Source organism: Skermanella sp. TT6, from assembly GCF_016653635.2.
Taxonomy (GTDB): domain Bacteria; phylum Pseudomonadota; class Alphaproteobacteria; order Azospirillales; family Azospirillaceae; genus Skermanella; species Skermanella cutis.
Genome location: NZ_CP067420.1, coordinates 1,013,249 through 1,035,211 on the forward strand (window position 1 = coordinate 1,013,249; position 21,963 = coordinate 1,035,211).

The 21,963-nt window shown below is 68.9% G+C and carries 22 protein-coding genes; 12 read left to right on the top strand and 10 right to left on the bottom strand.

The window, feature by feature from the left end; translation table 11 throughout:
- The first annotated feature begins 141 nt into the window (after positions 1–141).
- Positions 142–3,612, top strand: coding sequence for a GAF domain-containing protein (locus IGS68_RS04730; protein WP_201077717.1), 3,471 nt, complete (start codon positions 142–144; stop codon positions 3,610–3,612).
- Positions 3,613–3,642: 30 nt separating this feature from the next.
- Here the strand turns inward: IGS68_RS04730 and IGS68_RS04735 are convergent, their stop codons facing one another.
- Positions 3,643–4,629: an AAA family ATPase gene (locus IGS68_RS04735; protein ID WP_201077719.1), complete on the bottom strand. Its 987-nt coding sequence runs from the start codon at positions 4,627–4,629 to the stop codon at positions 3,643–3,645.
- 171 nt (positions 4,630–4,800) lie between these two features.
- Between IGS68_RS04735 and IGS68_RS04740 the strand changes: the two genes are divergently transcribed.
- From IGS68_RS04740 to soxA, 9 genes are all read left to right on the top strand, one after another.
- Entirely contained in the window at positions 4,801–4,947 is a 147-nt protein-coding gene (locus tag IGS68_RS04740; RefSeq protein ID WP_201077721.1) for a hypothetical protein, read from the top strand.
- A gap of 174 nt (positions 4,948–5,121) precedes the next feature.
- The gene (locus IGS68_RS04745; protein WP_201077723.1) at positions 5,122–5,592 is read left to right on the top strand and encodes a (2Fe-2S)-binding protein; all 471 of its coding nucleotides are present in this window, start codon (positions 5,122–5,124) and stop codon (positions 5,590–5,592) included.
- Between the two features lie 19 nt (positions 5,593–5,611).
- Positions 5,612–7,807, top strand: a complete 2,196-nt coding sequence (locus IGS68_RS04750; protein ID WP_201077725.1) for a xanthine dehydrogenase family protein molybdopterin-binding subunit — start codon at positions 5,612–5,614, stop codon at positions 7,805–7,807.
- Entirely contained in the window at positions 7,804–8,088 is a 285-nt protein-coding gene (locus IGS68_RS04755; RefSeq protein WP_201077727.1) for a c-type cytochrome, read from the top strand. The genes IGS68_RS04750 and IGS68_RS04755 overlap by 4 nt, the downstream gene beginning before the upstream one ends.
- 10 nt (positions 8,089–8,098) lie before the next feature.
- The gene (locus IGS68_RS04760; RefSeq protein WP_201077729.1) at positions 8,099–9,367 is read left to right on the top strand and encodes an NAD(P)/FAD-dependent oxidoreductase; all 1,269 of its coding nucleotides are present in this window, start codon (positions 8,099–8,101) and stop codon (positions 9,365–9,367) included.
- On the top strand, positions 9,364–9,774 hold the full coding sequence (soxX, locus tag IGS68_RS04765) for a sulfur oxidation c-type cytochrome SoxX (RefSeq protein WP_201077731.1): 411 nt from the start codon (positions 9,364–9,366) through the stop codon (positions 9,772–9,774). Before IGS68_RS04760 ends, soxX begins: the two co-directional genes overlap by 4 nt.
- 13 nt (positions 9,775–9,787) lie before the next feature.
- Positions 9,788–10,252 (top strand): SoxY-related AACIE arm protein, encoded by a 465-nt coding sequence (locus tag IGS68_RS04770; protein ID WP_201077733.1) that lies wholly within the window; start codon positions 9,788–9,790, stop codon positions 10,250–10,252.
- Positions 10,253–10,255: 3 nt separating this feature from the next.
- Positions 10,256–10,576: a thiosulfate oxidation carrier complex protein SoxZ gene (soxZ, locus tag IGS68_RS04775; RefSeq protein ID WP_201077735.1), complete on the top strand. Its 321-nt coding sequence runs from the start codon at positions 10,256–10,258 to the stop codon at positions 10,574–10,576.
- The gene (gene soxA / locus IGS68_RS04780) at positions 10,573–11,340 is read left to right on the top strand and encodes a sulfur oxidation c-type cytochrome SoxA (RefSeq protein ID WP_247881174.1); all 768 of its coding nucleotides are present in this window, start codon (positions 10,573–10,575) and stop codon (positions 11,338–11,340) included. Before soxZ ends, soxA begins: the two co-directional genes overlap by 4 nt.
- A gap of 28 nt (positions 11,341–11,368) precedes the next feature.
- Here soxA and IGS68_RS04785 read toward each other — a convergent pair whose 3' ends face one another.
- The 8 genes from IGS68_RS04785 to IGS68_RS04820 all read right to left on the bottom strand — a co-directional run bounded on the left by IGS68_RS04785 (position 11,369) and on the right by IGS68_RS04820 (position 18,221).
- Positions 11,369–12,133, bottom strand: coding sequence for an HIRAN domain-containing protein (locus tag IGS68_RS04785; RefSeq protein WP_201077737.1), 765 nt, complete (start codon positions 12,131–12,133; stop codon positions 11,369–11,371).
- Position 12,134: 1 nt separating this feature from the next.
- Positions 12,135–12,713, bottom strand: coding sequence for a hypothetical protein (locus tag IGS68_RS04790; RefSeq protein WP_201077739.1), 579 nt, complete (start codon positions 12,711–12,713; stop codon positions 12,135–12,137).
- Positions 12,710–13,090: a hypothetical protein gene (locus IGS68_RS04795; protein WP_201077741.1), complete on the bottom strand. Its 381-nt coding sequence runs from the start codon at positions 13,088–13,090 to the stop codon at positions 12,710–12,712. Before IGS68_RS04795 ends, IGS68_RS04790 begins: the two co-directional genes overlap by 4 nt.
- A 108-nt stretch (positions 13,091–13,198) precedes the next feature.
- Positions 13,199–14,239: an ABC transporter substrate-binding protein gene (locus IGS68_RS04800; RefSeq protein ID WP_247881175.1), complete on the bottom strand. Its 1,041-nt coding sequence runs from the start codon at positions 14,237–14,239 to the stop codon at positions 13,199–13,201.
- 43 nt (positions 14,240–14,282) lie between these two features.
- Entirely contained in the window at positions 14,283–15,065 is a 783-nt protein-coding gene (locus IGS68_RS04805) for an ABC transporter permease (protein ID WP_247881176.1), read from the bottom strand.
- Positions 15,066–15,067: 2 nt separating this feature from the next.
- Positions 15,068–15,934 carry an ABC transporter ATP-binding protein gene (locus tag IGS68_RS04810; protein ID WP_201077746.1) on the bottom strand — a complete coding sequence of 289 codons (867 nt, stop codon included), beginning with the start codon at positions 15,932–15,934 and terminating at the stop codon, positions 15,068–15,070.
- Positions 15,935–16,048: 114 nt separating this feature from the next.
- Positions 16,049–17,605 carry a threonine ammonia-lyase, biosynthetic gene (gene ilvA / locus IGS68_RS04815; protein ID WP_201077748.1) on the bottom strand — a complete coding sequence of 519 codons (1,557 nt, stop codon included), beginning with the start codon at positions 17,603–17,605 and terminating at the stop codon, positions 16,049–16,051.
- Between the two features lie 127 nt (positions 17,606–17,732).
- On the bottom strand, positions 17,733–18,221 hold the full coding sequence (locus IGS68_RS04820; protein ID WP_247881177.1) for an NUDIX hydrolase: 489 nt from the start codon (positions 18,219–18,221) through the stop codon (positions 17,733–17,735).
- Positions 18,222–18,483: 262 nt separating this feature from the next.
- Here IGS68_RS04820 and IGS68_RS04825 point away from each other — a divergent pair, with 262 nt between their 5' ends.
- Together IGS68_RS04825 and IGS68_RS04830 are read left to right on the top strand one after the other, a co-directional pair.
- Positions 18,484–19,386: a diacylglycerol/lipid kinase family protein gene (locus IGS68_RS04825; RefSeq protein WP_201077752.1), complete on the top strand. Its 903-nt coding sequence runs from the start codon at positions 18,484–18,486 to the stop codon at positions 19,384–19,386.
- Positions 19,376–20,263, top strand: a complete 888-nt coding sequence (locus IGS68_RS04830) for an inositol monophosphatase family protein (RefSeq protein ID WP_247881178.1) — start codon at positions 19,376–19,378, stop codon at positions 20,261–20,263. Before IGS68_RS04825 ends, IGS68_RS04830 begins: the two co-directional genes overlap by 11 nt.
- Positions 20,264–20,336: 73 nt before the next feature.
- Here IGS68_RS04830 and IGS68_RS04835 read toward each other — a convergent pair whose 3' ends face one another.
- Positions 20,337–21,866 (bottom strand): vanadium-dependent haloperoxidase, encoded by a 1,530-nt coding sequence (locus IGS68_RS04835; RefSeq protein ID WP_201077755.1) that lies wholly within the window; start codon positions 21,864–21,866, stop codon positions 20,337–20,339.
- Positions 21,867–21,963 lie beyond the last annotated feature (97 nt).

Here is a 21,963-nt window from a genome sequence, read left to right on the forward strand (position 1 = left end):
GCTTCCCCTCATGAAGGGTTGTGCCGGGCAAGGGGCCGGGCCTATGGTCTCGTTCACCCAGACCATGCGTGCGGCCATGACCTTCCCGATCCCGACCCGACCCGCTCCTCTCCGGATGGCCACCACCGGCGCGACCGCCGCATGAGCGGGGCGGCCGTCGGGGAGCCGCCGCGCTTCCTGTCGGGCGGCGGCGAGATGGGCGCCCGCCTGCGCGCCCACGACTGGACGTCCTCGCCCCTCGGGCTGCCCCGCGACTGGCCGGCGGCGCTCAGCACGGCGGTCGGCATCATGCTCAGCTCGCGCCACCCGATGTACGTGGCGTGGGGGCCGGATCTCCTCTTCTTCCATAACGACAGCTACATCCCGCTACTGGGCGCCAAGCACCCGGCGGAGCCGGGCCAGCCCTTCTCCCGCCTGTGGGCGGAGATCTGGGACGACCTGCGGCTGCTGACCGAACGGGCCCTGGCGGGCGAGGCGATCTGGTTCGAGGATTTCCACCTTTCCATGACCCGCAACGGCGTCCTGGAGGACGCCTGGTTCACCTTCTCCTTCTCGCCGCTGCGCGACGAGGCGGGGGAGGTCGCCGGCTTCCTGTGCGCCTGCATGGAGACGACGGGCGAGGTCATGACGAAGCGGCGCCTGACGCTCCAGCTCGACCTCGCCGAGCGGCTGCGCACCCTCGACACCTCCGGGGACATCGCGGCCGTGGTGGCGGAGATGCTCGGCCGGCATTTCAAGGCGTCGCGCGCGGGCTACGCCGAGATCGGCCGGGACGGGCCGGCCTTCACGGTGGAGAGCGACTGGACCGACGGCAGGATGCCGAGCCTGGCGGGACGCTCGTTCCCGCTCGACGTGCTCGGCGACGAGGTGGTCGACCATCTCCGGGCCGGACGCACGCTCCGGATCGACGACCTCGCCGCCGACCCGCGGACGGCCGAAGCGGTATCCGCCGGGATCGCCATCCGGGCGATGCTGGCGGTCCCGCTGGTCAAGGGCGGTCGTCTCGCCGCCATCCTCTATCTGCACGAGCCGGCCCCCCGCCCCTGGACCGAGGCTGACGCGGAGCTGGCGGTCGGCGTCGTCGAGCGGACCTGGGAAGCGATCGGGCGGGCGCGGGCGGTCGGCGCGTTGAACCGCCAGAGGGCGGAGGAGAGCGGGCGTCTGCGACGCCTGTTCGAGCAGGCGCCCAGCTTCATGGCCGTGCTGCGCGAGCCGGGCCACGTCTACGAACTGGCGAACGCCTCCTACCGCCGCCTGGTCGGCGACCGCGAGATCATCGGCAAGCCGATCCGCCAGGCCATCCCGGAACTGGAGGAGCAGGGCATCGTGCGGCTGCTCGACCAGGTCTACGCCAGCGGCGAGCCCTATGTCGGGCGGGCGCTCCGCCTGCTGTTCCAGCGGGATCCCGACGGCCGGAAGGCCGGCTCCCGCGGGAAGGAGCATTTCGTCGACTTCGTCCTGCAGCCGATCACCCGCGGCGACGGCACGGTCGCCGGCATCTTCATCGACGGCAACGACGTCACTGACCTGGTCCGCGCGCGAGAGCGTGCCGCCTGCCTGGTCGAGCTGGGCGACCGGCTGCGCGACCTCAGAGATACCGCCGCCATCGCCCAGACGGCGGCGGAGATCCTGGGCACGGCCCTCGGCGTCTCCCGTGCCGGATACGGCAGGATCGATGCGAGCGGGCTCAAGGTCCGGATCGAGCGCGCCTGGGCGGACGGGCATGTCGCGAGCATCGCCGGCACCCATGATTTCAGCCTTTACGGCAATTTCATCGACGACCTGCACCGGGGAGAGCTGCTGGCCATCCCGGACGTCGCCGCGGACCCCCGGACGGCCGGCCATGCCGAGGCGCTGCGCGCGATCGACGTCTCGGCGATGGTCAACGTCCCGTTGATGGAAGAAGGGCGGCTCTCGGCAGTGCTCTACATCCATGACCGGACGCCGCGCGCCTGGACGGGCGAGGAACTGGCCCTGATCCGCGAGGTCGCCGACCGGACCTGGTCCGCGGCCGAGCGCGCCCGGTCGGAGGCGTCGTTGCGCCTGCTGAACCGAACGCTCGAACAGCAGGTCGCCGAGCGGACCCGCGACCGCGACCGCATGTGGCGCCTCTCGACCGACGTCATGCTGGTCGCCGGCTTCGACGGGCGGATCGTCGCGGTCAACCCGGCTTGGACGACCCTGCTGGGCTGGACCGAAGCCGAACTGCTGAGCCTGTCGTTCCTCGACCTGGTCCACCCCGACGACCGCGCCGCGACCGAGGGGGAGGCCGGCCGCCTCGCCAGGGGGCTGGTGACGCTGCGGTTCGAGAACCGCTACCGTCACAAGGACGGCTCCTACCGCCTGATCTCGTGGACGGCGGTGCCCGACGAAGCCCGTATCCACGCGGTCGGCCGCGACATGACGGCCGAGCGCGAGGCCTTGGACGCGCTCCGCTCCACCGAGGAGGCGCTCCGCCAATCCCAGAAGATGGAAGCCGTGGGTCAGCTCACCGGCGGCGTCGCCCACGACTTCAACAATCTGCTCCAGGTGATCCTCGGCAACCTGGACATGCTGCAGGACAGGCTGTCGGACCGCGAGGACCTGCGGGGCCCCGTCCGCTTCGCGATGCAGGCCGGCGACCGGGCGGCGACGCTGACGCAGCGGCTGCTGGCCTTCGCCCGGCGCCAGCCCCTCGCTCCGGTCAGCCTGGACCTCAACGCGCTGGTCGGCGACATGCGGGAGCTGATCCGGCGGTCGGTCGGCGAGGCGATCCGGGTCGAGACGGTGGCGGCCGGCGGGCTGTGGCGGACCTGGGCGGACGCCAACCAGGTGGAGAACGCCCTGCTGAACCTGGTGATCAACGCCCGCGACGCCATGCCCACCGGCGGCCGGCTGGTCGTCGAGACGGCGAACGCGAACCTGGACGGGAGCTATATCGCGGCCGAATTCGGGCTCGAGCCCGGGGAATATGTCTGCCTGTCGGTGACCGATACCGGCACCGGCATGCCGCGCGACGTGGCTGCCCGGGCATTCGAGCCGTTCTTCACCACCAAGGCGATCGGTCAGGGCACGGGGCTGGGGCTCAGCCAGCTCTACGGCTTCGCCCGCCAATCCGGCGGCCATGCCGCGATCTATTCCGAGGAGGGCAGGGGCACCACGGTCAAGCTCTACCTGCCGCGCCATCGCGGCGCCGCCCAGTCCGAGGCCCCGTCCGAGGCGACGGCGGCACCGGTCCCGCCGGAACCGAAGCGCGCCAGGGACGGCGAGACGATCCTCGTCCTGGAGGACGAGGGGCTCGTGCGCATGCTGCTGGTCCAGTCGCTGGAACGGCAGGGCTACCGCGTGGTCGAGGCGCACGAACCCCAGGCGGCGCTGGCCGTCCTGGAGGCGGACGGGAAGATCGACCTGCTGGCGACCGATGTCGGGCTTCCCGGCATGAACGGCCGCCAGGTGGCCGAGATCGCCCGCCTGCGCCGGCCCGACCTGCCGGTCCTGTTCCTGACCGGCTACGCCCACGACGCCGCCCTTGACGAGAGCATCCTCGGCCCGCGCACCCAGGTGCTGGGCAAACCCTTCAACGCCCGCACCCTCCTGGCGAAGATCCGCGCCATGCTGGAAAGCGCGGGCTGACACCCGGCGGCGTGGCCTCCGAAGGCCCGGCTACGCCCGGCGGCGCCGCTGCTTGCGACTCGACACGAAGTCGATCCAGGCGGCGTACATTTCCTTCGCGTTGCGCGGCCCGACCTCGCCCTTGAGCTGGTCGTAGGCGGCCTGGGCCGCCGCCGCGTCGGGGAAGGCTCCCTGGTCGACTCCCCAGGCGACCGCCTCGGTCGGGCTGTAGAAGGTCAGCACGTTGTCGGCCGCCGGGGCCGCCGGCTGCGCGGCCGCTTTGGCTGCGGCCCTGGGGGCCTCCTCCAGGATCGGGCCGGCGGCGGTCTCCGTGACCGCGGGCTTGGGGGGCGTGGGCTTCGCGCCGCCGCCGCGTCCGTAGATGGCGGCCTCGATCCGCTCCGGCACGCCTTTCCAGTGACCCTCCTCGTCCCAGATCACCATGCCGGACGGGCCTTCGCGCGACCACTCCACCAGGACGCCGCGCCGGTCCTTTTCCCGGACGATGCGGAGCGACGCGTTCAGCGAGCGGAACAGCCGCTCGCGCTCCGTCTCCGGCAGGGTCTCGCGGATCTGGGCGATGCCGTTCAGCTGCGCGTCCTCCAGGTGCCAGATCCACAGGACGTGGGAGCCGTGGGCGGTGACGGCGTCCTGGAGCAGGCGCATCCGCTCCGCCTTGTCGACCCAGGCCTGGTTCTTGTTCTTGTTGCGGTCGGCCGCGTTGTCCAGCATCGCGCGCGCGATGGAGGTGCCGATCAGCGACGTGACGCTGTCGATCGCGATGGTCCGGATGCCGGACCCCGGCATGTTCTTGTCGAGGATGTCCTGGATACGCTCGACCGAGCGGTGGTCCGAGGGTTCCTCGCTCAATTCGTAAAGCTCGCTCCCCTTCAGCTCATGCCGGCGGCCGTCGGCATCGATCATGAGCGTCGGCTGGTGCATGGCCAGGATGAAGGTCGACTTGCCGTCACCGTAATAGCCCTTGAGCGCCCAGCGCCGCGGCGGGAGCGTATCCTTGTCAACTCGCTTGAAAGCCATGGCAAAGTCTCTGAAACTTGTCCCGGTAGCCTTGCTTCGTGGCCGTCCGCCAGGAAAGCGAGGCGTGCATGACCGGACCATAGCATGCAGTTCTTGGTTTGTTCACTGAAATACGACATCCGGGCCGAAAAACGACTCGGGAGCGCGGAAGGGTGCCGGCGCTCCGGGCCCTTGCCGACCTCGATCGCCGCGGGTTACCGGGAGCGGGGCCGTCCGGCCGACGCCTTGCGGGTAATCCGCAAAGCCCGGACCTACGGGACGTCCGACCATCTTCTGAACGTCCTGAGGGCGATCGAGGCGGACATCGCAAAGGCTTGATGACCGGCGGGCCGGCATCCGCCCGCCGTCATGACAAAATGCCGTCGGCGATTGCGCGTCGCTTCCGCGCGGTCTATCTTGATTGGACCAACCAACAAAAAGAACAAATCATTACATGGAATTGGGGTTCCCGCCCGCGCACATGACCTGGGGCGGCGGTACAGGAGGAAGCACGTGGTCCAGCTAAAAATCAACGGCACGTCGCACGATATCGAGGTCGAACCCGATACGCCGCTTCTCTGGGTCATCCGGGAGCAGGTCGGCCTGACGGGCACCAAGTTCGGTTGCGGCATCGCGCAGTGCGGCGCCTGCACGGTCCTCATGGACGGCGTGGCCGTCCGCTCCTGCGTGACGCCGGTCAGCGCCGTCGGCGCCGACCAGCAGATCGTCACCATCGAGGGGCTGTCGCCCGACAACGGCCATCCGCTCCAGAAGGCCTGGGCGGAGCTGGACGTGCCGCAATGCGGCTACTGCCAGTCGGGCCAGATCATGGCTGCGGCGGCCCTGCTGCAATCGAACCCGAACCCCAGCGACGACGACATCAACGCCGAGATGACGAACATCTGCCGCTGCGGGACCTACAACCGCATCCGTGCGGCCATCAAGCTCGCCGCCGCCGGCGGCGGCGACGTCGGGCGCGGCTGAAGCATTCGGGGAGGATGAGATGACGATCGCGCTCAAGACGTCGCGCCGCGGCTTCCTGGTCGGCTCCGCCGCGGCGGCCGGCGGATTCATGCTGGGCTTCCACATCCCGTTCGGGGCGGAGGCGGCGACGTCCGCCGCCGATGCCGCGGCCGGGACGCCCGAACTCAACGCCTGGGTGGTGGTGCGGCCGGACGAGACCGTGGTGGTCCGCGTCGCCCGCGTCGAGATGGGGCAGGGCACGCTGACCGGCCTGGCCCAGCTGGTCGCCGAGGAGCTGGACTGCGACTGGTCCCGGGTCACCACCGAATATCCGACGCCCGGCCAGAACGTCGCGCGCAACCGGGTCTGGGGCAATTTCCAGACGGCGGGCAGCCGCGGCATCCGCGATTCCCACGACTATGTCCGGAAGGGCGGTGCCGCCGCCCGCATGATGCTGGTCCAGGCCGCCGCGGACGAGTGGAAGGTCCCGGCCGCCGACTGCACGGTGGACAAGGGCGTCATCACCCACGCCGCGTCGGGCAGGACCACGACCTACGGCAAGGTGGCAGCATCCGCCGCCCGGCTGGAACCGCCCGCCGACGTCCCGCTGAAGGACCCCAGGGACTGGAAGATCGCGGGCAAGCCGCTCAAGCGCCTCGACACGGCGGAGAAGCTGAACGGCGCCCAGGTCTACTCGATGGACGTCAAGCTGCCGGGCATGCTGAACGCCGCGGTCCGCGAGTGCCCCGTGTTCGGCGGCAAGGTCAGGAGCTTCGACGCCGCCGCGGTCGAAGGGATGCCCGGGGTCAAGCGGGTGGTCGCCGTGGGCGATACCGGCGTGGCGGTGGTCGCCGACACCTGGTGGCGCGCCAAGACCGCGCTGGAGGCCCTGCCGGTCGAGTGGGACGAGGGGCCGAACGCCGGCCTGTCCAGCGAGGCCATCGCCGCGACGCTCCGCGAAGGGCTCGACGCGCCGGAAGCCTTCGTCGGCAACCAGGCCGGCGACATCAAGGCGTCGCTCGCCAAGCCCGGCAACAAGGTGATCGACGCGGTCTACAGCTACCCTTACCAGCACCACGCCACCATGGAGCCGATGAACGCGACCGCGCTGTTCACCGCCGACAAGTGCGAGGTCTGGACCGCGACCCAGAACGCGGAGGCGGCGCTCGCCACCGCCTCCACCGCCGCCGGGCTGCCGATTCCGCAATGCGAGGTCTACCGGCTCCATCTCGGCGGCGGGTTCGGCCGGCGCTCGTCCAGCCACGACTATGTCCGGCAGGCGGTGCTGATCGCGAAGCAGATGCCCGGCACGCCGGTCAAGCTGATCTGGTCGCGGGAGGAGGACATGCTCCACGGCCGCTACCACCCGATCACCCAGTGCAAGCTGACCGGCGCGCTGGACGCCGACGGCAACCTGGACGGCCTGCACATGCGGATCTCCGGGCAGTCGATCCTGGCGGCGATCAACCCGCAGGCGCTCCAGGGCGGGCGCGACCAGGCCACGTTCCAGGGGCTGAACCCGGGCGGCACGGAAGGGGTGCTGGGCTACACGATCCCGAACCTGCTGGTCGACCACGCCATGCGCAATCCTCCGGTGCCGCCGGGGTTCTGGCGCGGCGTGAACAACAACCAGAACGCAATCTACCTGGAATGCTTCGTGGACGAGCTGGCCCATGCCGCCGGCGCCGATCCGCTGGAGTTCCGCCGCAAGCTGCTGGTCAACCATCCCCGGCACCTGGCCGTGCTGAACGCGGTCGCGGAAAAGGCGGGTTGGGGCACGCCGGCACCGGAGGGTGTTCATCGCGGATTGTCCCAGCACATGGGCTACGGCAGCTACGTGGCGGCCTGCGCCGAGGTGTCGGTCAGCGACGACGGGGCCCTGAAGATCCATCGGATCGTCGCGGCCACCGACAGCGGCCACGCGGTCAACCCGCAGCAGATCGAGGCGCAGGTCGAAGGTTCCTTCGTCTACGGCCTCTCCGCCCTGCTCTACGGCGAGATCACGCTGAAGGACGGCCGGGTCCAACAGGAGAATTTCGACACCTACCAGATGCTGCGCATGGAGGAGATGCCGCAGGTCGAGACCGTCGTCATGCCGTCGGGCGGCTTCTGGGGCGGCGTCGGCGAGCCGACGATCTTCGTGGCGGCGCCCGCCGTGCTCAACGCGATCTTCGCGGCGACCGGCAAGCGCATCCGCTCGGTGCCCCTGGCGAACGCGGACCTGCGCAGGGCATGATCCGCGCCGCCGTCCTGTCCGGCGTGCTGGTCCTGGCCGCCGCCGCAAGCCCGGCTGCGGAACCGCCCGGAGCCTCGTCCTGCTCCGGGTGCCATGCCCTGGGCGGCGAGGCGGCACCGGGCATCCCGCCGATTCTGTCGAAGTCGGCCGACGAGATAACGGCGGCGATGCTGGCATACCGGGCGGGGGAGGGCGGTCCCACGGTGATGGACCGGATATCCAAGGGCTTCACCGAGGAGGAGATCCGGGCGATAGCCGCCTGGATCGCCTCCCGCCGCTGACGGAGACGCCATGGACCCGCTCCATCCCAGCCGCCGCACGGTCCTGAAGGCGCTGGCCGCCGGGGCGTCGGCGGCGCTCGTTCGTCCGGTCCGCGCCCAGGCGCCGCCCCGGGTCGTCGTCATCGGCGGCGGCTTCGGGGGCGGCACCTGCGCCCGTTTCCTCAAGACCCACGGCCTCGACGTGACCCTGGTCGAGCCCAGCCCGACCTTCACCGCCTGCCCGCTCAGCAACTCGGTGGTCGTCGGGCTGCGGCCCATCGAGCGGCAGCGGTTCGGCTATGACGGCATCCGGCGCGCCGGCGTCGCCGTCGTCCACCAGCGGGCCGCCGCCGTCGATCCCCAGGCCCGCCGCGTCACCCTCGGCGACGGCGTGGTGCTCGACTACGACCGCCTCGTCATGTCACCCGGCATCGACATCCGGTACGGCGCCTTGCCCGGCTACGACGAGAAGGCCGCCCAGGTGATGCCGCACGCCTGGAAGGCGGGCGAGCAGACGGTCCTGCTGGCGCGCCGCCTGGAAGCCCTGGAGGATGGCGGCGTGGTCGTCATGTCGGTCCCGGCCAACCCCTACCGCTGCCCGCCGGGACCGTACGAGCGCGCCAGCCTGATCGCCCATTACCTGAAGACCCGCAAGCCGCGCTCCAAGCTGATCGTGCTCGACGCCAAGGACGGCTTTTCCAAGCAGCGGCTGTTCCAGGCGGCCTGGGCCAGGCTCTACCCCGGCCTGCTGGAACTCGTGCCGCTGTCCGGCGGCGGGCAGGTCACCGCGGTGGAGCCCGACGGCCTGACCTTCGTCACCGACTTCGACCGGGTGAAGGCCGACGTCGCCAACGTGATCCCGCCGCAGAAGGCAGCCGCGATCGCGGAGGCCGCCGGCGTGGCGGACCGCTCCGGCTGGTGCCCGATCGATCCCGTCAGTTTCGAATCCCGGCTCCAGCCCGGCATCCACGTGATCGGCGATTCCGCCATCGCGGGCGCCATGCCGAAGTCGGCTTTCTCCGCCAACGCCCAGGCCAAGGCCTGCGCCGAAGCCGTCGCCGCCCTGCTGCGCGACGACCAGCCGGCATCGCCCAAGCTGATCAACACCTGCTACAGCCTGGTGGCGCCCGACTACGGCATCTCGGTCGCGGGCGTCTATGCGCCGTCCTCCGGCACGCTGGCCGACGTGGAAGGCGCCGGCGGCACCAGCCCGCTCGACGCTCCCGACGAAGCCCGGGCCAAGGAGGCGGCCTATGCCCACTCCTGGTTCGACATCGTCACGGCGGAGGTGTTCGGATGATGTGGGCGATCACCCTCGCCCTGGCGCTGTCCCCCGGCTACGAGGTCGTCGGCGATTCAATCCCGGAGCCCCTGGCCGGGGCCGTCGGCGACCCCGCCCGCGGGCGGGAGATCGTGACCAGCCGCCAGACCGGCCTGTGCCTGCTGTGCCATTCCGGCCCGTTCCCGGAGGAGCGCTTCCCGGGCGACCTGGCGCCGTCGCTGGCCGGCGTCGGCGCCCGCCTGTCCGAAGGCAGGATCCGGCTGCGGATCGTGGACCCGGGCAGCCTTGATCCGGACACCATCATGCCCTCCTATTACAGGGCCGACGGACTCGACCGCGTGGCGGAGGCGTGGCGCGGCAGGCCGATCCTGTCGGCCGGGCAGATCGAGGACGTCGTGGCGTTCCTGGCGACACTGAAGGATTGAGGAGACCCTGACCATGGCGAATGGCGATCCCACGGGGGCCACGCGGCGGGACGTCCTGCGCGCCGGCGCCGCGCTCGGCGTGCTCCTGCTGGTCCGGCCGGCCGGGGCGACGCCGGCCGCCCTGGCGGACGCGATAAAGGACTTCACGAAGGGCGCGCCGGTCAACCCGGGCAAGGTCGAGCTCGTCCTGCCGGCGCTGGTCGAGAACGGCAACTCCGTCCCCCTGAGCGTCAATGTCGCCCACTGGATGCAGCCCGGCGACTTCGTCCGGACCATCGCCGTGTTCAACGAGAAGAACCCCCAGCCCAACGTCGCGACCTTCCACCTGACCCCCCGGTCCGGCCGGGCGAGCGTCGCTACCCGCATCCGCCTGGGCGATTCCCAGAGGATCGTCGCCATCGCCCAGCTCAGCGACGGCAGTTTCTGGTCCGACGAGGCCGAGGTGATCGTGACCCTTCCCGCCTGCGCGGAGAGCTGAGCCATGGCCCGCACCCTGATCAACGTCCCGCCCACCGCCAAGCGCGGCGAGGTCATCGAGATCAAGGCCCTGATCTCGCATCCCATGGAGACCGGCTTCCGCCCCGGCTCCGACGGCGCCCTGATCCCGCGCGACATCATCCACCGCTTCGCCTGCACCTATAACGGGGAGGAGGTGTTCAGCGCCGACCTGTTCCCCGCGATCACCGCCAATCCCTTCCTGACCTTCACGACGGTAGCGGAGGAGAGCGGCGAGATCGCGCTGAGTTGGGCCGACGACCGGGGCAAGACACAGACGGAAACCGTCAAGATCACGGTGGAATGACCGGACGGCACCTCGCGGCCGCCCTGGCGCTGGCCCTGCTGGGCGGTGCTGCCCTCGGCGCCGACGACCGGCTTTCCGGCTTCGACTTCCTGGGGCCGCAGACCCGGGCGATGCAGCAGGACGACATGTCCAATCCCGGCATGCTCTCGGTCCTGGACGGCGAGGCCCTGTGGAACCGCGCCGGCGGCGCGTCCGGCCGCTCCTGCGCCGATTGCCACGGCGACGCCGCCGCGTCCATGCGCGGCGTCGCCGCCCGCTATCCCGCCTTCGACGAGGAAAGCGGGCGCCCGGTCACGCTGGAGGGGCGCATCCTCCAGTGCCGCGAAGCCCGCCAGCGGGCGGCGCCGTTCGAGTGGGAAAGCCCCGACCTCCTGGCCCTGTCGGCCTATGTCGCCCACCAGTCCCGGGGCCTGCCGGTCGAGACCGGCGCCGATCCGCGGCTCGCCCCCTTCATCGAGAGGGGGCGCGACCTGTTCACCGGCCCCAAGGGACAGCTCGATTTCTCCTGCGCAGACTGCCACGAGGACAATTGGGGCCGGCATCTCGGCGGCGCCGTGATCCCCCAGGCCCACCCGACAGGCTACCCGATCTACCGCCTGGAATGGCAGTCCATGGGCTCCCTCCAGCGGCGCCTGCGCAACTGCATGACCGGCGTCCGCGCCGAACCCTACGCCTACGGCTCCCCGGAGCACGCGGAGCTGGAACTGTTCCTGATGGCGCGGGCGCACGGGCTGCCGATGGAGACGCCGGGCGTGCGGCCCTGAGGCGGACTACCAGCGCCTTTGGCCGGGATCAGGCTGCTGCAAAAGCCTGTTTTGGCCGTATGCGAACGAAAATGAAGGCGCGTGGCCTTCCCGTCCTGCCGTTGAGGCGTTCTATCACTCCCGAGACCCGTCGCTCCTGAAACCACCGAAGAAACGTAGAGGCTTGAAGACCATTGATGTATCCCATTGTTATACCTTTGGAGCTTATCTTTACGGCGTGAGGATCAAATTGGTTATCGGGCTCGGGGAGCAACTCCACGGAAGACCCAACACTCGCGGTAATGTTTTGGTGATAGTACCTGTAACCGGCTATTTCGAGCAAAAGGTCGCACTGGTCGGCGTCCGGGTTCAGCGGATCCACAAAGGAAAACCCATCACTCGGAAGCTTGGCCTCGGTTAGTCCGAGCAGTGCGAAATCTGACAGGGGCAATTCAGGCGCCAGACGGAACTGGCGCATATATTCCGAGAAATCCGGGCGGTTTCGGGGAGGCATCCGACTCACGAAGGCATCTCTGACACCAGTTTCGTAGTGTCTTGGCTTTAGTCCGAATGCGGGGTATCCCTTGTAGCCCAGGCTGATCAAATGATTGAAGCTGCGATCCTGATTGCGGCTTCGATGCTGGTTAAGCGCCGCGAACTCCGCGTCGTCCTGAAAATAGCGGAACAGGAAATCGTCACCGCGAGGCCGCAATTCTCCAACGGCCCAACGGAAGCGATCACCCAGGTGGTCGGGTGCCTGCCACGCCAGGTAAAGCCTTTGCGGCTCCGATACGATCCGAACCCAATTTTCCACCTTACACCCCCGCGAGCGCCGCAAGCTGGGCTTTCCGGGATTTGATGAGCGCCGCTACGAAAGCCGCCCGTTCAAGGGTGAACGGGATGCTGACGTTGAAACGGGTACACTCTTCGCAAATCCCGTCGGCCTGCTCGTCCTCGAAATCAAGCACGCTTTGCACTGCGGCTCTGGCTTCAGGATAGGCTTCGATCAACCGTGCGCAAAGATCCATATGGGATGCAGGGCCATCTTCCGCAGTATCCCAGCCGCAATGATGTGTTCCGTGGCGGATGTAGCTCAACAGGCGGTCGGGTACCCGGAGAGCGGCAAGCGCGGCTTCCGGATGCTCATATCCAAGGCTCGTCCCATTGTCGAACGCGGGGGCGAAGGCGCAGACCGACTTTTGACCCAATCGCTGCCGGACCAGGAAGCCCCAGTTGTCGGGATGGCGATCGGTGTTGCCGATCAGGGCATCGAATGCAAGGGTTCGTCCCCACCAAGTCACCACTTCCGGCAGGCGGAAGCGGCGGCAGACCTTGATGTTCTGCCGAAGTCCGTGAGGTCGGCCCCGCTTTTTATCCCGCAAGATACGGGTCATGTAGTCGGAGGCATGGACAAACCTGGCCGGCTCGGCTTCCTCAGGATATCCAAAGAAAACTCCATCAGTACACCGGTGGTTCCGTTTGCTTCATCCACGGCGATGAAACTTGGTGGAACATCGATGCCGGCGAGTATGCCTATTCTGTATGCGATAACTTCCGACCAGACCTGTTGCGCCTGCCAGGATTTCTTCGTGGTTTTGAAAATGTAGGAGTGGTTCGGGATAAGGTATTGTGCCGTCTCCCCGGCGGGGCACACGAGAGTCCGTTTCGGCTGTGAACCCTTGGGGTGGACGGCGAAATCCTCATCGCTCTCCCATCGATCGACGAAAACCGGGCTTCCCGGCGGCTGCACGCGATGGTCGGGATATGTCATGCGCAAGGCACCCCGTTCATCATTCCTCGACCTGGATGCATGCGACCGCCGGGAGCGCCGGCCCGATCCCGCGAGGCCCGCGCTCCCTTTCGTCCGAGGAGTCTTCCCTTACTTCGCCTGGGCCTTCTGCACGAAGGTCGGGTCGAAGGTCTTGTCCAGGTCGATGTCAGCGTTGGCGAAGTCGGGCTCCAGGGTCTTCAGCATCGCCAGCATGCTCTCCATGCCCTGCTTCTTGATGATGCCGTCGAGCGAATAGCTCTCCTTGGAGCTTTCGACCGCCTTCATGTAGAGGCCCTTGTCGCCCAGGTGGTATTCCGGCGGGACCACCGCGGCGATCTCCTCGGCCGTCGCCTTGCCGATCCAGTTCAGCGACTTCACGAAGGCGTTGGTCAGGCGCTGCATGGTCTCGGGATTGCTCTCGATGAAGTCGGCCTTGGCGTAGAGCACGGCGGCCGGGTTCGATCCGCCGAACAGCGCCCGCGCGCCGTCCTCGGTGCGGGTGTCGATCAGCGTCGCGATGTCGCCGTCGGATTCCAGCTTGGCGATGACCGGGTCCAGGTGCGAGATCACGTCGATCTGGCCCTGCTTCATCGCGGCCACGGCGCTGGCCCCGCCGCCGACGCCGATCAGGCTGCCGTCGGTCGCGGCGAGGCCGTTCTTGACCATGGCGTACTGCACCGTCAGCGCGGTGGACGACCCGGGCGCCGTGACGCCGATCTTGCGGCCCTTGAAGTCGGCCGGCGACTTGATCTCGCCCGCCAGGTCCTTGCGCACCGCCAGCACGATGCCGGGGAAGCGCCCCAGCTCGACCACGGCCCGGATGTCCTGGCCCTTCTGCTGCATGCGGATCGTGTGCTCGTAGGCGCCGGTCACCACGTCGACCGACCCGCCCATCAGCGCCTGGAGCGACTTGGCGCCGCCGCCCAGGTCGTTGATCTCCACGTTCAGGCCCTCTTCCTTGAAGAAGCCCTTCCGCTCGGCGACGGTCAGCGGGAGATAATACAGCAGCGGCTTGCCGCCGACCGCCAGCGACAGGTCCTTCTTTTCCGGTTCTGCCGCCGCGGCGGCGCCAGCCAGCGCCAGCGTCAGGCCGGCTATCGCGAGCGCGCCCGACAGACCCGCCTTCAGGCCGTTCATCAGGAACTTCATGGATGCTTCCCCTCTTGCATTCCGAATTATCAATGGGCCTGCCTCAGGACGCCGCCGGCTGCGGGCGCCAGACCAGCAGGCGGTTCTCCACCCGGGTCACCAGCCAGTCGATCAGGATCACGAAGGCCATCAGCACGAACATGCCGGCGAACACTCCCGTCACGTCGAACACGCCCTCGGCCTGCTGGATCAGGTAGCCGAGCCCGGCCGACGATCCGAGATACTCGCCGACGACGGCGCCGACCATGGCGAAGCCGACCGACGTGTGGAGCGACGAGAACATCCAGCTCAGCGCCGACGGCAGGTAGACGTGGCGCAGCAGCTGCCGCTCGTTCATGCCCAGCATGCGCGCGTTGGCCAGCACGGTCGGGCTGACTTCCTTGACGCCCTGGTAGACGTTGAAGAAGACGATGAAGAAGACCAGCGTGACGCCCAGCGCCACCTTGGACCAGATGCCCAGCCCCAGCCACAGCGCGAAGATCGGCGCCAGCACGACGCGCGGCAGCGCGTTCGCGGCCTTGACATAGGGGTCGAAGACGCCGGCCACCAGCGGCTTCCGGGCGAACCAGAACCCGATCAGCACGCCGCTGACGGACCCGATGACGAAGGCCAGCGCCGCTTCCAGCAGCGTGATGCCCAGGTGGTACCAGATCGTCCCGCCGATCATCCACTCACCGACCCGCTGCGCCACGTCCAGCGGGGTCGAGAAGAAGAACCGCATGGTCTTCGGGTCGCCGAACAGCGCCGTCTCCGACACCAGGTACCACAGCAGGATCGCGGCGACCGCCACCAGGATCTGGAGCGGCAGCAGTTTCGCGCGGCTCATGGTCATGCCCCCTCGCTCTGCCGATAGCCTTTCAGGACTTCCTCCTTCAGCGCGTGCCAGATCTCGCGGTGGGTCTCCAGGAAGCGCGGGTCCAGCTTGATCTCGCCGATGTCGCGCGGCCGGTCGAGCGGGATCGGATAGTCGCCGATGATCCGCGCGGCCGGTCCCGCCGACATGATCACGACCCGATCGGCCAGGGCGATCGCCTCCTCCAGGTCGTGGGTCACGAACATCACGGCCTTGCGGTCGGCCGACCACAGCTCCAGCAGCAGGTCGCCCATGATCAGCCGGGTCTGCGCGTCCAGCGGGCCGAACGGCTCGTCCATCAGGATGATCCTGGGATCGCGGATCAGGACCTGGGCCAGGCCGACGCGCTTGCGCTGGCCGCCCGACAGCATGTGGGGATAGCGGTCGCCGAACGCCTTCAGCCCGACCCGGCCCAGCCAGTCGCGGGCGCGGTCGCGCGCCTCGGTCCGGGGAATGCCGGCGACCTCCAGCCCGATCGCCACGTTCTCGGCCGCGGTCTTCCACGGCATCAGGCTGTCCTGCTGGAACAAGTAGCCGGCATGGCGGTTCAGGCCGGTCAGCGGCTCGCCGAGGATGCTGACCGTGCCGGAGGCCGGCCGCAGCAGCCCGGCGGCGGCGTTCAGCAGCGTGGACTTGCCGCAGCCGGTCGGCCCGACGATCGCGACGAATTCGCTTTCCGCCACCGCCAGTCGGGTCGGGGCGACCGCCTGGTAACTCCCGCCGTCCGGCAGGTCGAAGCTGATCCCGACCCCGTCCAGCGCTACCGCGACGGCCCGGCCGGCCGGTTCGCGGTCATTCTGCCCGGATACCGGATCCCCGGATACTGCGGCTGTTCGCGCCATACGCGCCACCTCCCCTCCGTCCCTTCGTCCGACCGGATACATGCCGTCCCGCGGACATCCCGAAAATTGTTCGCATCGGCATATCTATTTCCCCGGCGCGCCACAAGGAAAACTTTAGATCGGATAAGGATCTTTCCCGGCACGGATCGTGCGCCCGCCGCCGTCCAGGAAGGAGCGGTAGGCCGGATTGTCGGTCTCGTCCCAGCACGGGTATCCCAGCTCGGCCAGCCGCTGCCGGAAGATCGCCCGGTCGGCCTCGGGGACCTGGATGCCGGCCAGCACGCGGCCGTAGTCGGCGCCGTGGTTGCGGTAGTGGAACAGCGAGATGTTCCAGTCCGTCGCCAGCCCGTCGAGGAACTTCAGCAGGGCGCCCGGCCGCTCGGGGAACTGGAAGCGGTAGATCAGCTCGTCGCGCAGGCCGGGCACGCGCCCGCCGACCATGTGGCGGACATGGAGCTTCGCCATCTCGTTGTCGCTCATGTCCTGGACCGGCAGGCCCTCGGCCCGCAGCAGGCCGATGATCTCCCGCTTCTCGCGCTCGCCTCCGGTCAGCTGGACGCCGACGAAGATGTGCGCCTCGGGATCGTCCACATAGCGGTAGTTGAACTCGGTGATCGACCGGCGGCCCAGGATCTGGATGAAGCGGCGGTAGCTGCCCGGCCGCTCCGGGATCGTGACCGCCAGCAGCGCCTCCCGGTGCTCGCCGATCTCGGCGCGCTCGGCGATGTGGCGAAGCCGGTCGAAATTGAGGTTGGCGCCGCTGTTGACGGTGACCAGCGCCCGGTCGGAGACGCCCTCCCGCTCCGCGTAGAGCTTCAGCCCGGCCAGCGCCACGGCGCCCGACGGCTCGGCGATCGCCCTGGTATCGTCGAAGATGTCCTTGACCGCGGCGCAGATGGAGTCCGCGTCCACGGTGACGATGCCGTCCAGCAGCTCGCGGCACAGCCGGAACGTCTCGGCCCCGGCCTGGCGGACCGCGACGCCGTCGGCGAACAGCCCGACCTGGTCGAGCACCACCCGCTCGCCGGCATCCAGCGCCGCCTTCATGCTGGCGGCGTCGTCCGGCTCGACCCCGATCACCTTGACGTCCGGCCGCAGGAACTTGACGAAGGCCGCGACCCCGGCGGCCAGCCCGCCGCCGCCGATCGGCACGAAGATCGCCTCGATCGGGTCGGGATGCTGGCGCAGGATCTCCATCCCCACGGTTCCCTGGCCGGCGATCACGTCCGGATCGTCATAGGGGTGGATGAAGGTCAGCCCGTGCTCCGCCTCCAGCAGGCGGGCATGGGCGTAGGCCTCGTCGAAGCCGTCGCCGTGCAGCACCACCTGGCCGCCCCGCCGCTCGACCGCCTGCACCTTGATGGCCGGCGTCGTGCAGGGCATCACGATCATCGCGCGGACACCCAGCCGCGCCGCCGCCATGGCGACGCCCTGGGCGTGGTTGCCGGCCGAGGCGCAGATCACGCCCCGCTCCAGGTCGGCCCGCGCCATGCCGCTCATCTTGTTGTAGGCGCCGCGGATCTTGAAGGAGAAGACAGGCTGGAGATCCTCTCGCTTCAGGAAGACCCGGTTGCCGATCCGCTGCGACAGGCGGGGCATCGCGTCCAGCGGGCTCTCGACGGCGACGTCGTAGACGCGGGCGGTGAGGATCTTCTTCACGTAATCATGCACGAGGGCGGACTCCCGGAGCCCCGGGGAAGCATCGGGGCGAAGCTGCTGCGTGCGGCGGCATGCTATACATCCCCCGCCCCGTTTCAAGCGCCGTCTGGGCAGCGCGGTCCGGCTCCGGCGGGATCCGTCAGAAAGGGTGCGCCGAGGCGCGGCCGTTCCGGCGGCCGGCGGAGGGTTTCCGGGACGGCCCGGATCCGCCCAGCCGCGGCGGGTTCGTCTCCAGGCCGAGCAGAAGTGCCGCGAGCGATCCCTCGTCGACCGCCAGGGCGGCCTGGGCCGGGGTCATCCAGCGGCGCTCGCGTTCCTCCATTTCCGGCCACTCCTCCAGCAGCTCCTCGACCTCGAACGGGTAGACCGCGACGTCCAGGGTCTTCGACCGGCCGTTCTTCAGGCGCTTCTCGTAACGGTAGGAGCCGATCGGCTTGGCGCCCACCTGGCCGATGGCGCCCGCTTCCTCATAGGCTTCGCGCGCCGCCTGCTCGGGGTCGGGAACCTTCTTTTCCTGCCATCCCTTGGGAACGACCCAGCGCCGCGTCTCGCGCGAGGTCACCATCAGCACCATCAGCTGACCCTGGCGGACTTCGAACGGAATTACGGCAAGTTGAGATCGTGGCATTTTATGTAGTTCCAAAGAAACGCCCCAGGAAGTCGGCATTATGCCGGGAGGTGTTGTACCAAACTGTTACCGGCTGCGACTCCCCCTGTGAGATAATTGCGACAAGATACACTGTCATATAGTTTCTGGATACCTTCAAATTAAGGGTTTTTCTGACACGGGATTCCGTCCAGCGGAAAAGGCTTCCTGTTCGAACACGCAAGGACACGGTTTTGTGCATTTCCTGCCGGAACCAGCCGCATCGACGCCATGTTTGCGGGTCATGCGAACACTTCTTCTGCACAGCTCGTCGGCCGGCGACGGTGGACCATCGCGGGACGGCCTTCTGGAGATCTTCCGCCAGGCGGGGTGCGAGCCCTTCTCCTGCGCGGTGAATGGAACCGACTTCTCGGACGCGCTGTGCCGGCCCGCCGACCTGGTGGTGGCGGTCGGCGGCGACGGCACGGTCACCCGGGTGCTGACGCACCTGCCGGACCGGAGCATACCGGTCGCCATCGTCCCCCAGGGAACGGCCAACAACATCGCCGACGCGCTCGGCATAGCCGGCGATCCGGCGGAGATCGCGGCCGCCCTGGGCAACATGGTGCCGCGGCCCTTCGACATCGGGTTCGCAAAAGGGCCGTGGGGCCACCATCGCTTCATCGAGGCCGTCGGGCTCGGCCTGTTGGCCCGCGCCATGGCCGAGGTGGACGAGGCGGGCGTTTCGGGCGAGGAGCAGATCCGGACGAGCCGGGAGACGTTCCGGCGAAAGGTGGCCGGAGGCGGTTCCGAACATCTCGAGGCCATCGTCGACGGCCGCCCGCTGGAAGGCGACTTCCTGCTGTTCGAGGTCATGAATATCGGCCAGACCGGCCCCGACCTGACGCTGGCGCCCGACGCCGACCCTGGCGACGGGTTCCTCGACGTGGTTCATATCCCGGCCGATCGCCGGGCCGAGATGCTGGAATGGCTGGACGGCGGTCCCGACGCAGCCATGCCCCCGCTCGACGTCATCCGCGCCCGCGAGGTCGAGATCGTCTGGGCGGGCAAATCGCTCCGCCTCGGCGACAACTTCTCTCCGGCGCCGGGCGCGGTCGGCCGGGTCTCCATCGGTGTCGAGCCCGAGCAGGTCCGCATCCTGGTGCCGCCACGGACAGGCCAGGGGGGAGGAAGTCATGAGCGGTGAACAGGCCATGGGCGGCCCCGACGGGGTCCCCTCGCAGGAGTTGCTGCGCGACATCGAGCGCGTGGCCGTGGAACTGGCCAGGCTGGCCGGCACCGAGATCGTCGCCGCCCTCGGCCGCACCCTCGAAGTCCGCTACAAGGGCAATGCCGAAGGCATGCCCGCGGCCGGGGAGTCCCTCAAAGACCCCGTCTCCGAAGTCGATTCCCAGGTCGAGGTGCTGATCCGCGCCCGGCTCGGCGACCGTTTCCCCGAACACGACATCCTGGGCGAGGAGATGGACGAGCGGCCGGGCCGCGACCACGACTTCGTCTGGGCGGTCGATCCGATCGACGGCACGACCAATTTCGTCAACGGATTCCCGCTGTTCGCCGGGTCGGTCGGCGTGCTTCACCGGGGAAGGCCGGTGGTCGGCGCCGTCTGGTGCAGCACCAGCCATGCGCTCCGTCCCGGCGTCTACCATGCCAGGACGGGCGGCCCCCTCTGTTTCGACGAGGAGGCGCTCGACCCGAGGCCCAATCCCGCCGTCCGCCGCCGCCTCGCCGGCGAGCCCGAGGCGACGCCGGACGCGGCGCTGGAATGGGACATCCGCAAGACCGGCTCCGCCGCGGTCGAATGCGCCTTCGTGGCGGCCGGGCTGCTGCGGGTGGCCCGGTTCGAGCGCCCCAACGTCTGGGACGTCGCCGGCGGCATCCCGCTGGTCCTGGCCGCCGGCGGCCAGGTCCGGTACCGGGACGAACGGGGCTGGACCCCGCTGGAGCGGCTGGAGCCCGTCGCGGCGGCCGCGGGCGGTGTCCCCGACCTGCGAAACTGGCGCCGGCCCCTGATCCTGGGCGAACCCGACGCGGTCGAGCGGATGGCGCGGGTGCGGGCAGGCTGACCGGCCCGCACCCGCGCCGTCCCCGCCGGCATGGCCCGGACCTCCATCGGAAATCCGGGCCATGCCCATGGCATCATTCTCCCGGAAGGAGCGACTCCTTCAGGCCCTGGACCGTCCTCGCCGAAGATCCGGCGACCCGCTCGGCTTCGTCCGGCTTGGGCGGGCGGAGCTTGCTCGCGGCCTGCTCCGCGATGATCCGCCCCAGCCGGACGCCTTCGATGGCGTCGATCCTCCAGTGGACGCCCAGATAGATCCGGCTGACGGCATTCTCGTGGATCGCCTGGGCTAGCGTCATCGTCCGCGTGTGCCGCGGCCGGACGGACCCGTCCGGATCCTCGTTGACGCCGTTGAACTCGTCCGACGTGAAGGTGAAGCAGAGCTCGGCGAGTTCCTGCTCGGTCATGCCCTTGGCCGCCAGGAAATGATAGGCGGTCAGGAAGCACGCCGCGCCGAAGGTCGCATGCCCCGACGGATAGGCCGGGAAGGGCGGGCTGCGGTGGAACTTCTGCGGATCGTTGGTCTGCGGAGCGCCGAGCGGCCGCCAGGAAGGATCGCCGTCGAAGTGCCGCTCCGGTGTTCCCCGGCTTACGTCGGCGGGCTCCGTATGGTAGCGGGTCGATCGGTCCGACGGCTCGACCGCGAGCCATGCCTTGACGTCGTCCGGCACCGGCATCTCGAGAGGCGAGGCGAAGGTCTTGTCGGACGACTTTCCGTACTTGCCGTATCCGGCGGCGGCTTCGCGCACGCCGATGACGGGACGATACAGGTTGCACTCGTATTTCAGCTTCCAGGCGGCGATCCCGGCATCGGCCATCGCCATGTTGACCTGGGCGAACAGCCTCGCGTTCTCGGTAACGTCGAGGCCGAGCTGCCGGGAAATGGACCGGATGCACTGGTTGTAGAGCCTGGGCGGCGTTCCCAGGTTGCGAACACCGTCATATCCCCAGAAGATGCCGATCAGGGTCTCCTCGGCCGTCCGGGTCAGCCCGGGCGTTCCCGGGGCGCCGCCCTTGATCCGGACCTCCTCGACCTCCTTGTGCCAGTCCTCATGAGTCAGGATGGGCGAGAGGTCCTTCCCCGCCAGTTTTTCGAGATCCAGGCCGAACGGAGCCTCCCCCTGGACGGGTTGATCGCTGGTGAACGGCTGGACCTGTCCCCACGCCGGCGTCAGGAAGCCCTGGCCGGGAGCGTACGGGTCGGGCTGATGGGCTCCGGGAGTTCCCGCCACCCTGTAGGTCCCGGGTATCTTGGAACCGTCCATCTCGCGCTTCGCCAGATGCATCATCGCCACGGCGGTGCCGAAGACGGCCCCCTTGCTCAGGGCGTCGGCGTCCAGGTGGGCGATCAGGTTGGTCCACTCATGGCACTTGCCATGGATGAACGGGCTCTGCCTCGGGAAAAGCGCGGTCAGGGTCATGGCCGCGGCCTCGCCGACCGCGGCATAGCCGCCGTCCGTACCCGCTTCGGCCAGGGCCAGGACGGGATCCGGATGGTAACGGGCATCGGGCGTTTCGTAGGCGACCCAGGCGTCGTGCATGGCCAGGTGGACGATCGCCAGCGCGCGGGAGGTCCGCGTCGGGCCGCCCTGTTCGGGCCCGGTCATCTGCCTGTCCATCCACGCCTTGGACTTGTGGTCCCCGGCCGGTACTTCATCGGGAGTGAAATCACGACGGTGTACTTCAAGGGAGACATCGTTCCAG

Excerpts from the sequence above, each read along its gene's own strand:
- IGS68_RS04730 (WP_201077717.1), top strand. The coding sequence starts at position 142 with ATGAGCGGGGCGGCCGTCGGGGAGCCGCCGCGCTTCCTGTCGGGCGGC.
- IGS68_RS04735 (WP_201077719.1), bottom strand. The coding sequence starts at position 4,629 with ATGGCTTTCAAGCGAGTTGACAAGGATACGCTCCCGCCGCGGCGCTGG.
- IGS68_RS04750 (WP_201077725.1), top strand. The coding sequence starts at position 5,612 with ATGACGATCGCGCTCAAGACGTCGCGCCGCGGCTTCCTGGTCGGCTCC.
- IGS68_RS04755 (WP_201077727.1), top strand. The coding sequence starts at position 7,804 with ATGATCCGCGCCGCCGTCCTGTCCGGCGTGCTGGTCCTGGCCGCCGCC.
- IGS68_RS04760 (WP_201077729.1), top strand. The coding sequence starts at position 8,099 with ATGGACCCGCTCCATCCCAGCCGCCGCACGGTCCTGAAGGCGCTGGCC.
- soxX (WP_201077731.1), top strand. The coding sequence starts at position 9,364 with ATGATGTGGGCGATCACCCTCGCCCTGGCGCTGTCCCCCGGCTACGAG.
- IGS68_RS04770 (WP_201077733.1), top strand. The coding sequence starts at position 9,788 with ATGGCGAATGGCGATCCCACGGGGGCCACGCGGCGGGACGTCCTGCGC.
- soxZ (WP_201077735.1), top strand. The coding sequence starts at position 10,256 with ATGGCCCGCACCCTGATCAACGTCCCGCCCACCGCCAAGCGCGGCGAG.
- soxA (WP_247881174.1), top strand. The coding sequence starts at position 10,573 with ATGACCGGACGGCACCTCGCGGCCGCCCTGGCGCTGGCCCTGCTGGGC.
- IGS68_RS04790 (WP_201077739.1), bottom strand. The coding sequence starts at position 12,713 with ATGACCCGTATCTTGCGGGATAAAAAGCGGGGCCGACCTCACGGACTT.
- IGS68_RS04795 (WP_201077741.1), bottom strand. The coding sequence starts at position 13,090 with ATGACATATCCCGACCATCGCGTGCAGCCGCCGGGAAGCCCGGTTTTC.
- IGS68_RS04800 (WP_247881175.1), bottom strand. The coding sequence starts at position 14,239 with ATGAAGTTCCTGATGAACGGCCTGAAGGCGGGTCTGTCGGGCGCGCTC.
- IGS68_RS04805 (WP_247881176.1), bottom strand. The coding sequence starts at position 15,065 with ATGAGCCGCGCGAAACTGCTGCCGCTCCAGATCCTGGTGGCGGTCGCC.
- IGS68_RS04810 (WP_201077746.1), bottom strand. The coding sequence starts at position 15,934 with ATGGCGCGAACAGCCGCAGTATCCGGGGATCCGGTATCCGGGCAGAAT.
- IGS68_RS04820 (WP_247881177.1), bottom strand. The coding sequence starts at position 18,221 with ATGCCACGATCTCAACTTGCCGTAATTCCGTTCGAAGTCCGCCAGGGT.
- IGS68_RS04825 (WP_201077752.1), top strand. The coding sequence starts at position 18,484 with ATGCGAACACTTCTTCTGCACAGCTCGTCGGCCGGCGACGGTGGACCA.
- IGS68_RS04830 (WP_247881178.1), top strand. The coding sequence starts at position 19,376 with ATGAGCGGTGAACAGGCCATGGGCGGCCCCGACGGGGTCCCCTCGCAG.
- IGS68_RS04835 (WP_201077755.1), bottom strand. The coding sequence starts at position 21,866 with ATGACCGGGCCCGAACAGGGCGGCCCGACGCGGACCTCCCGCGCGCTG.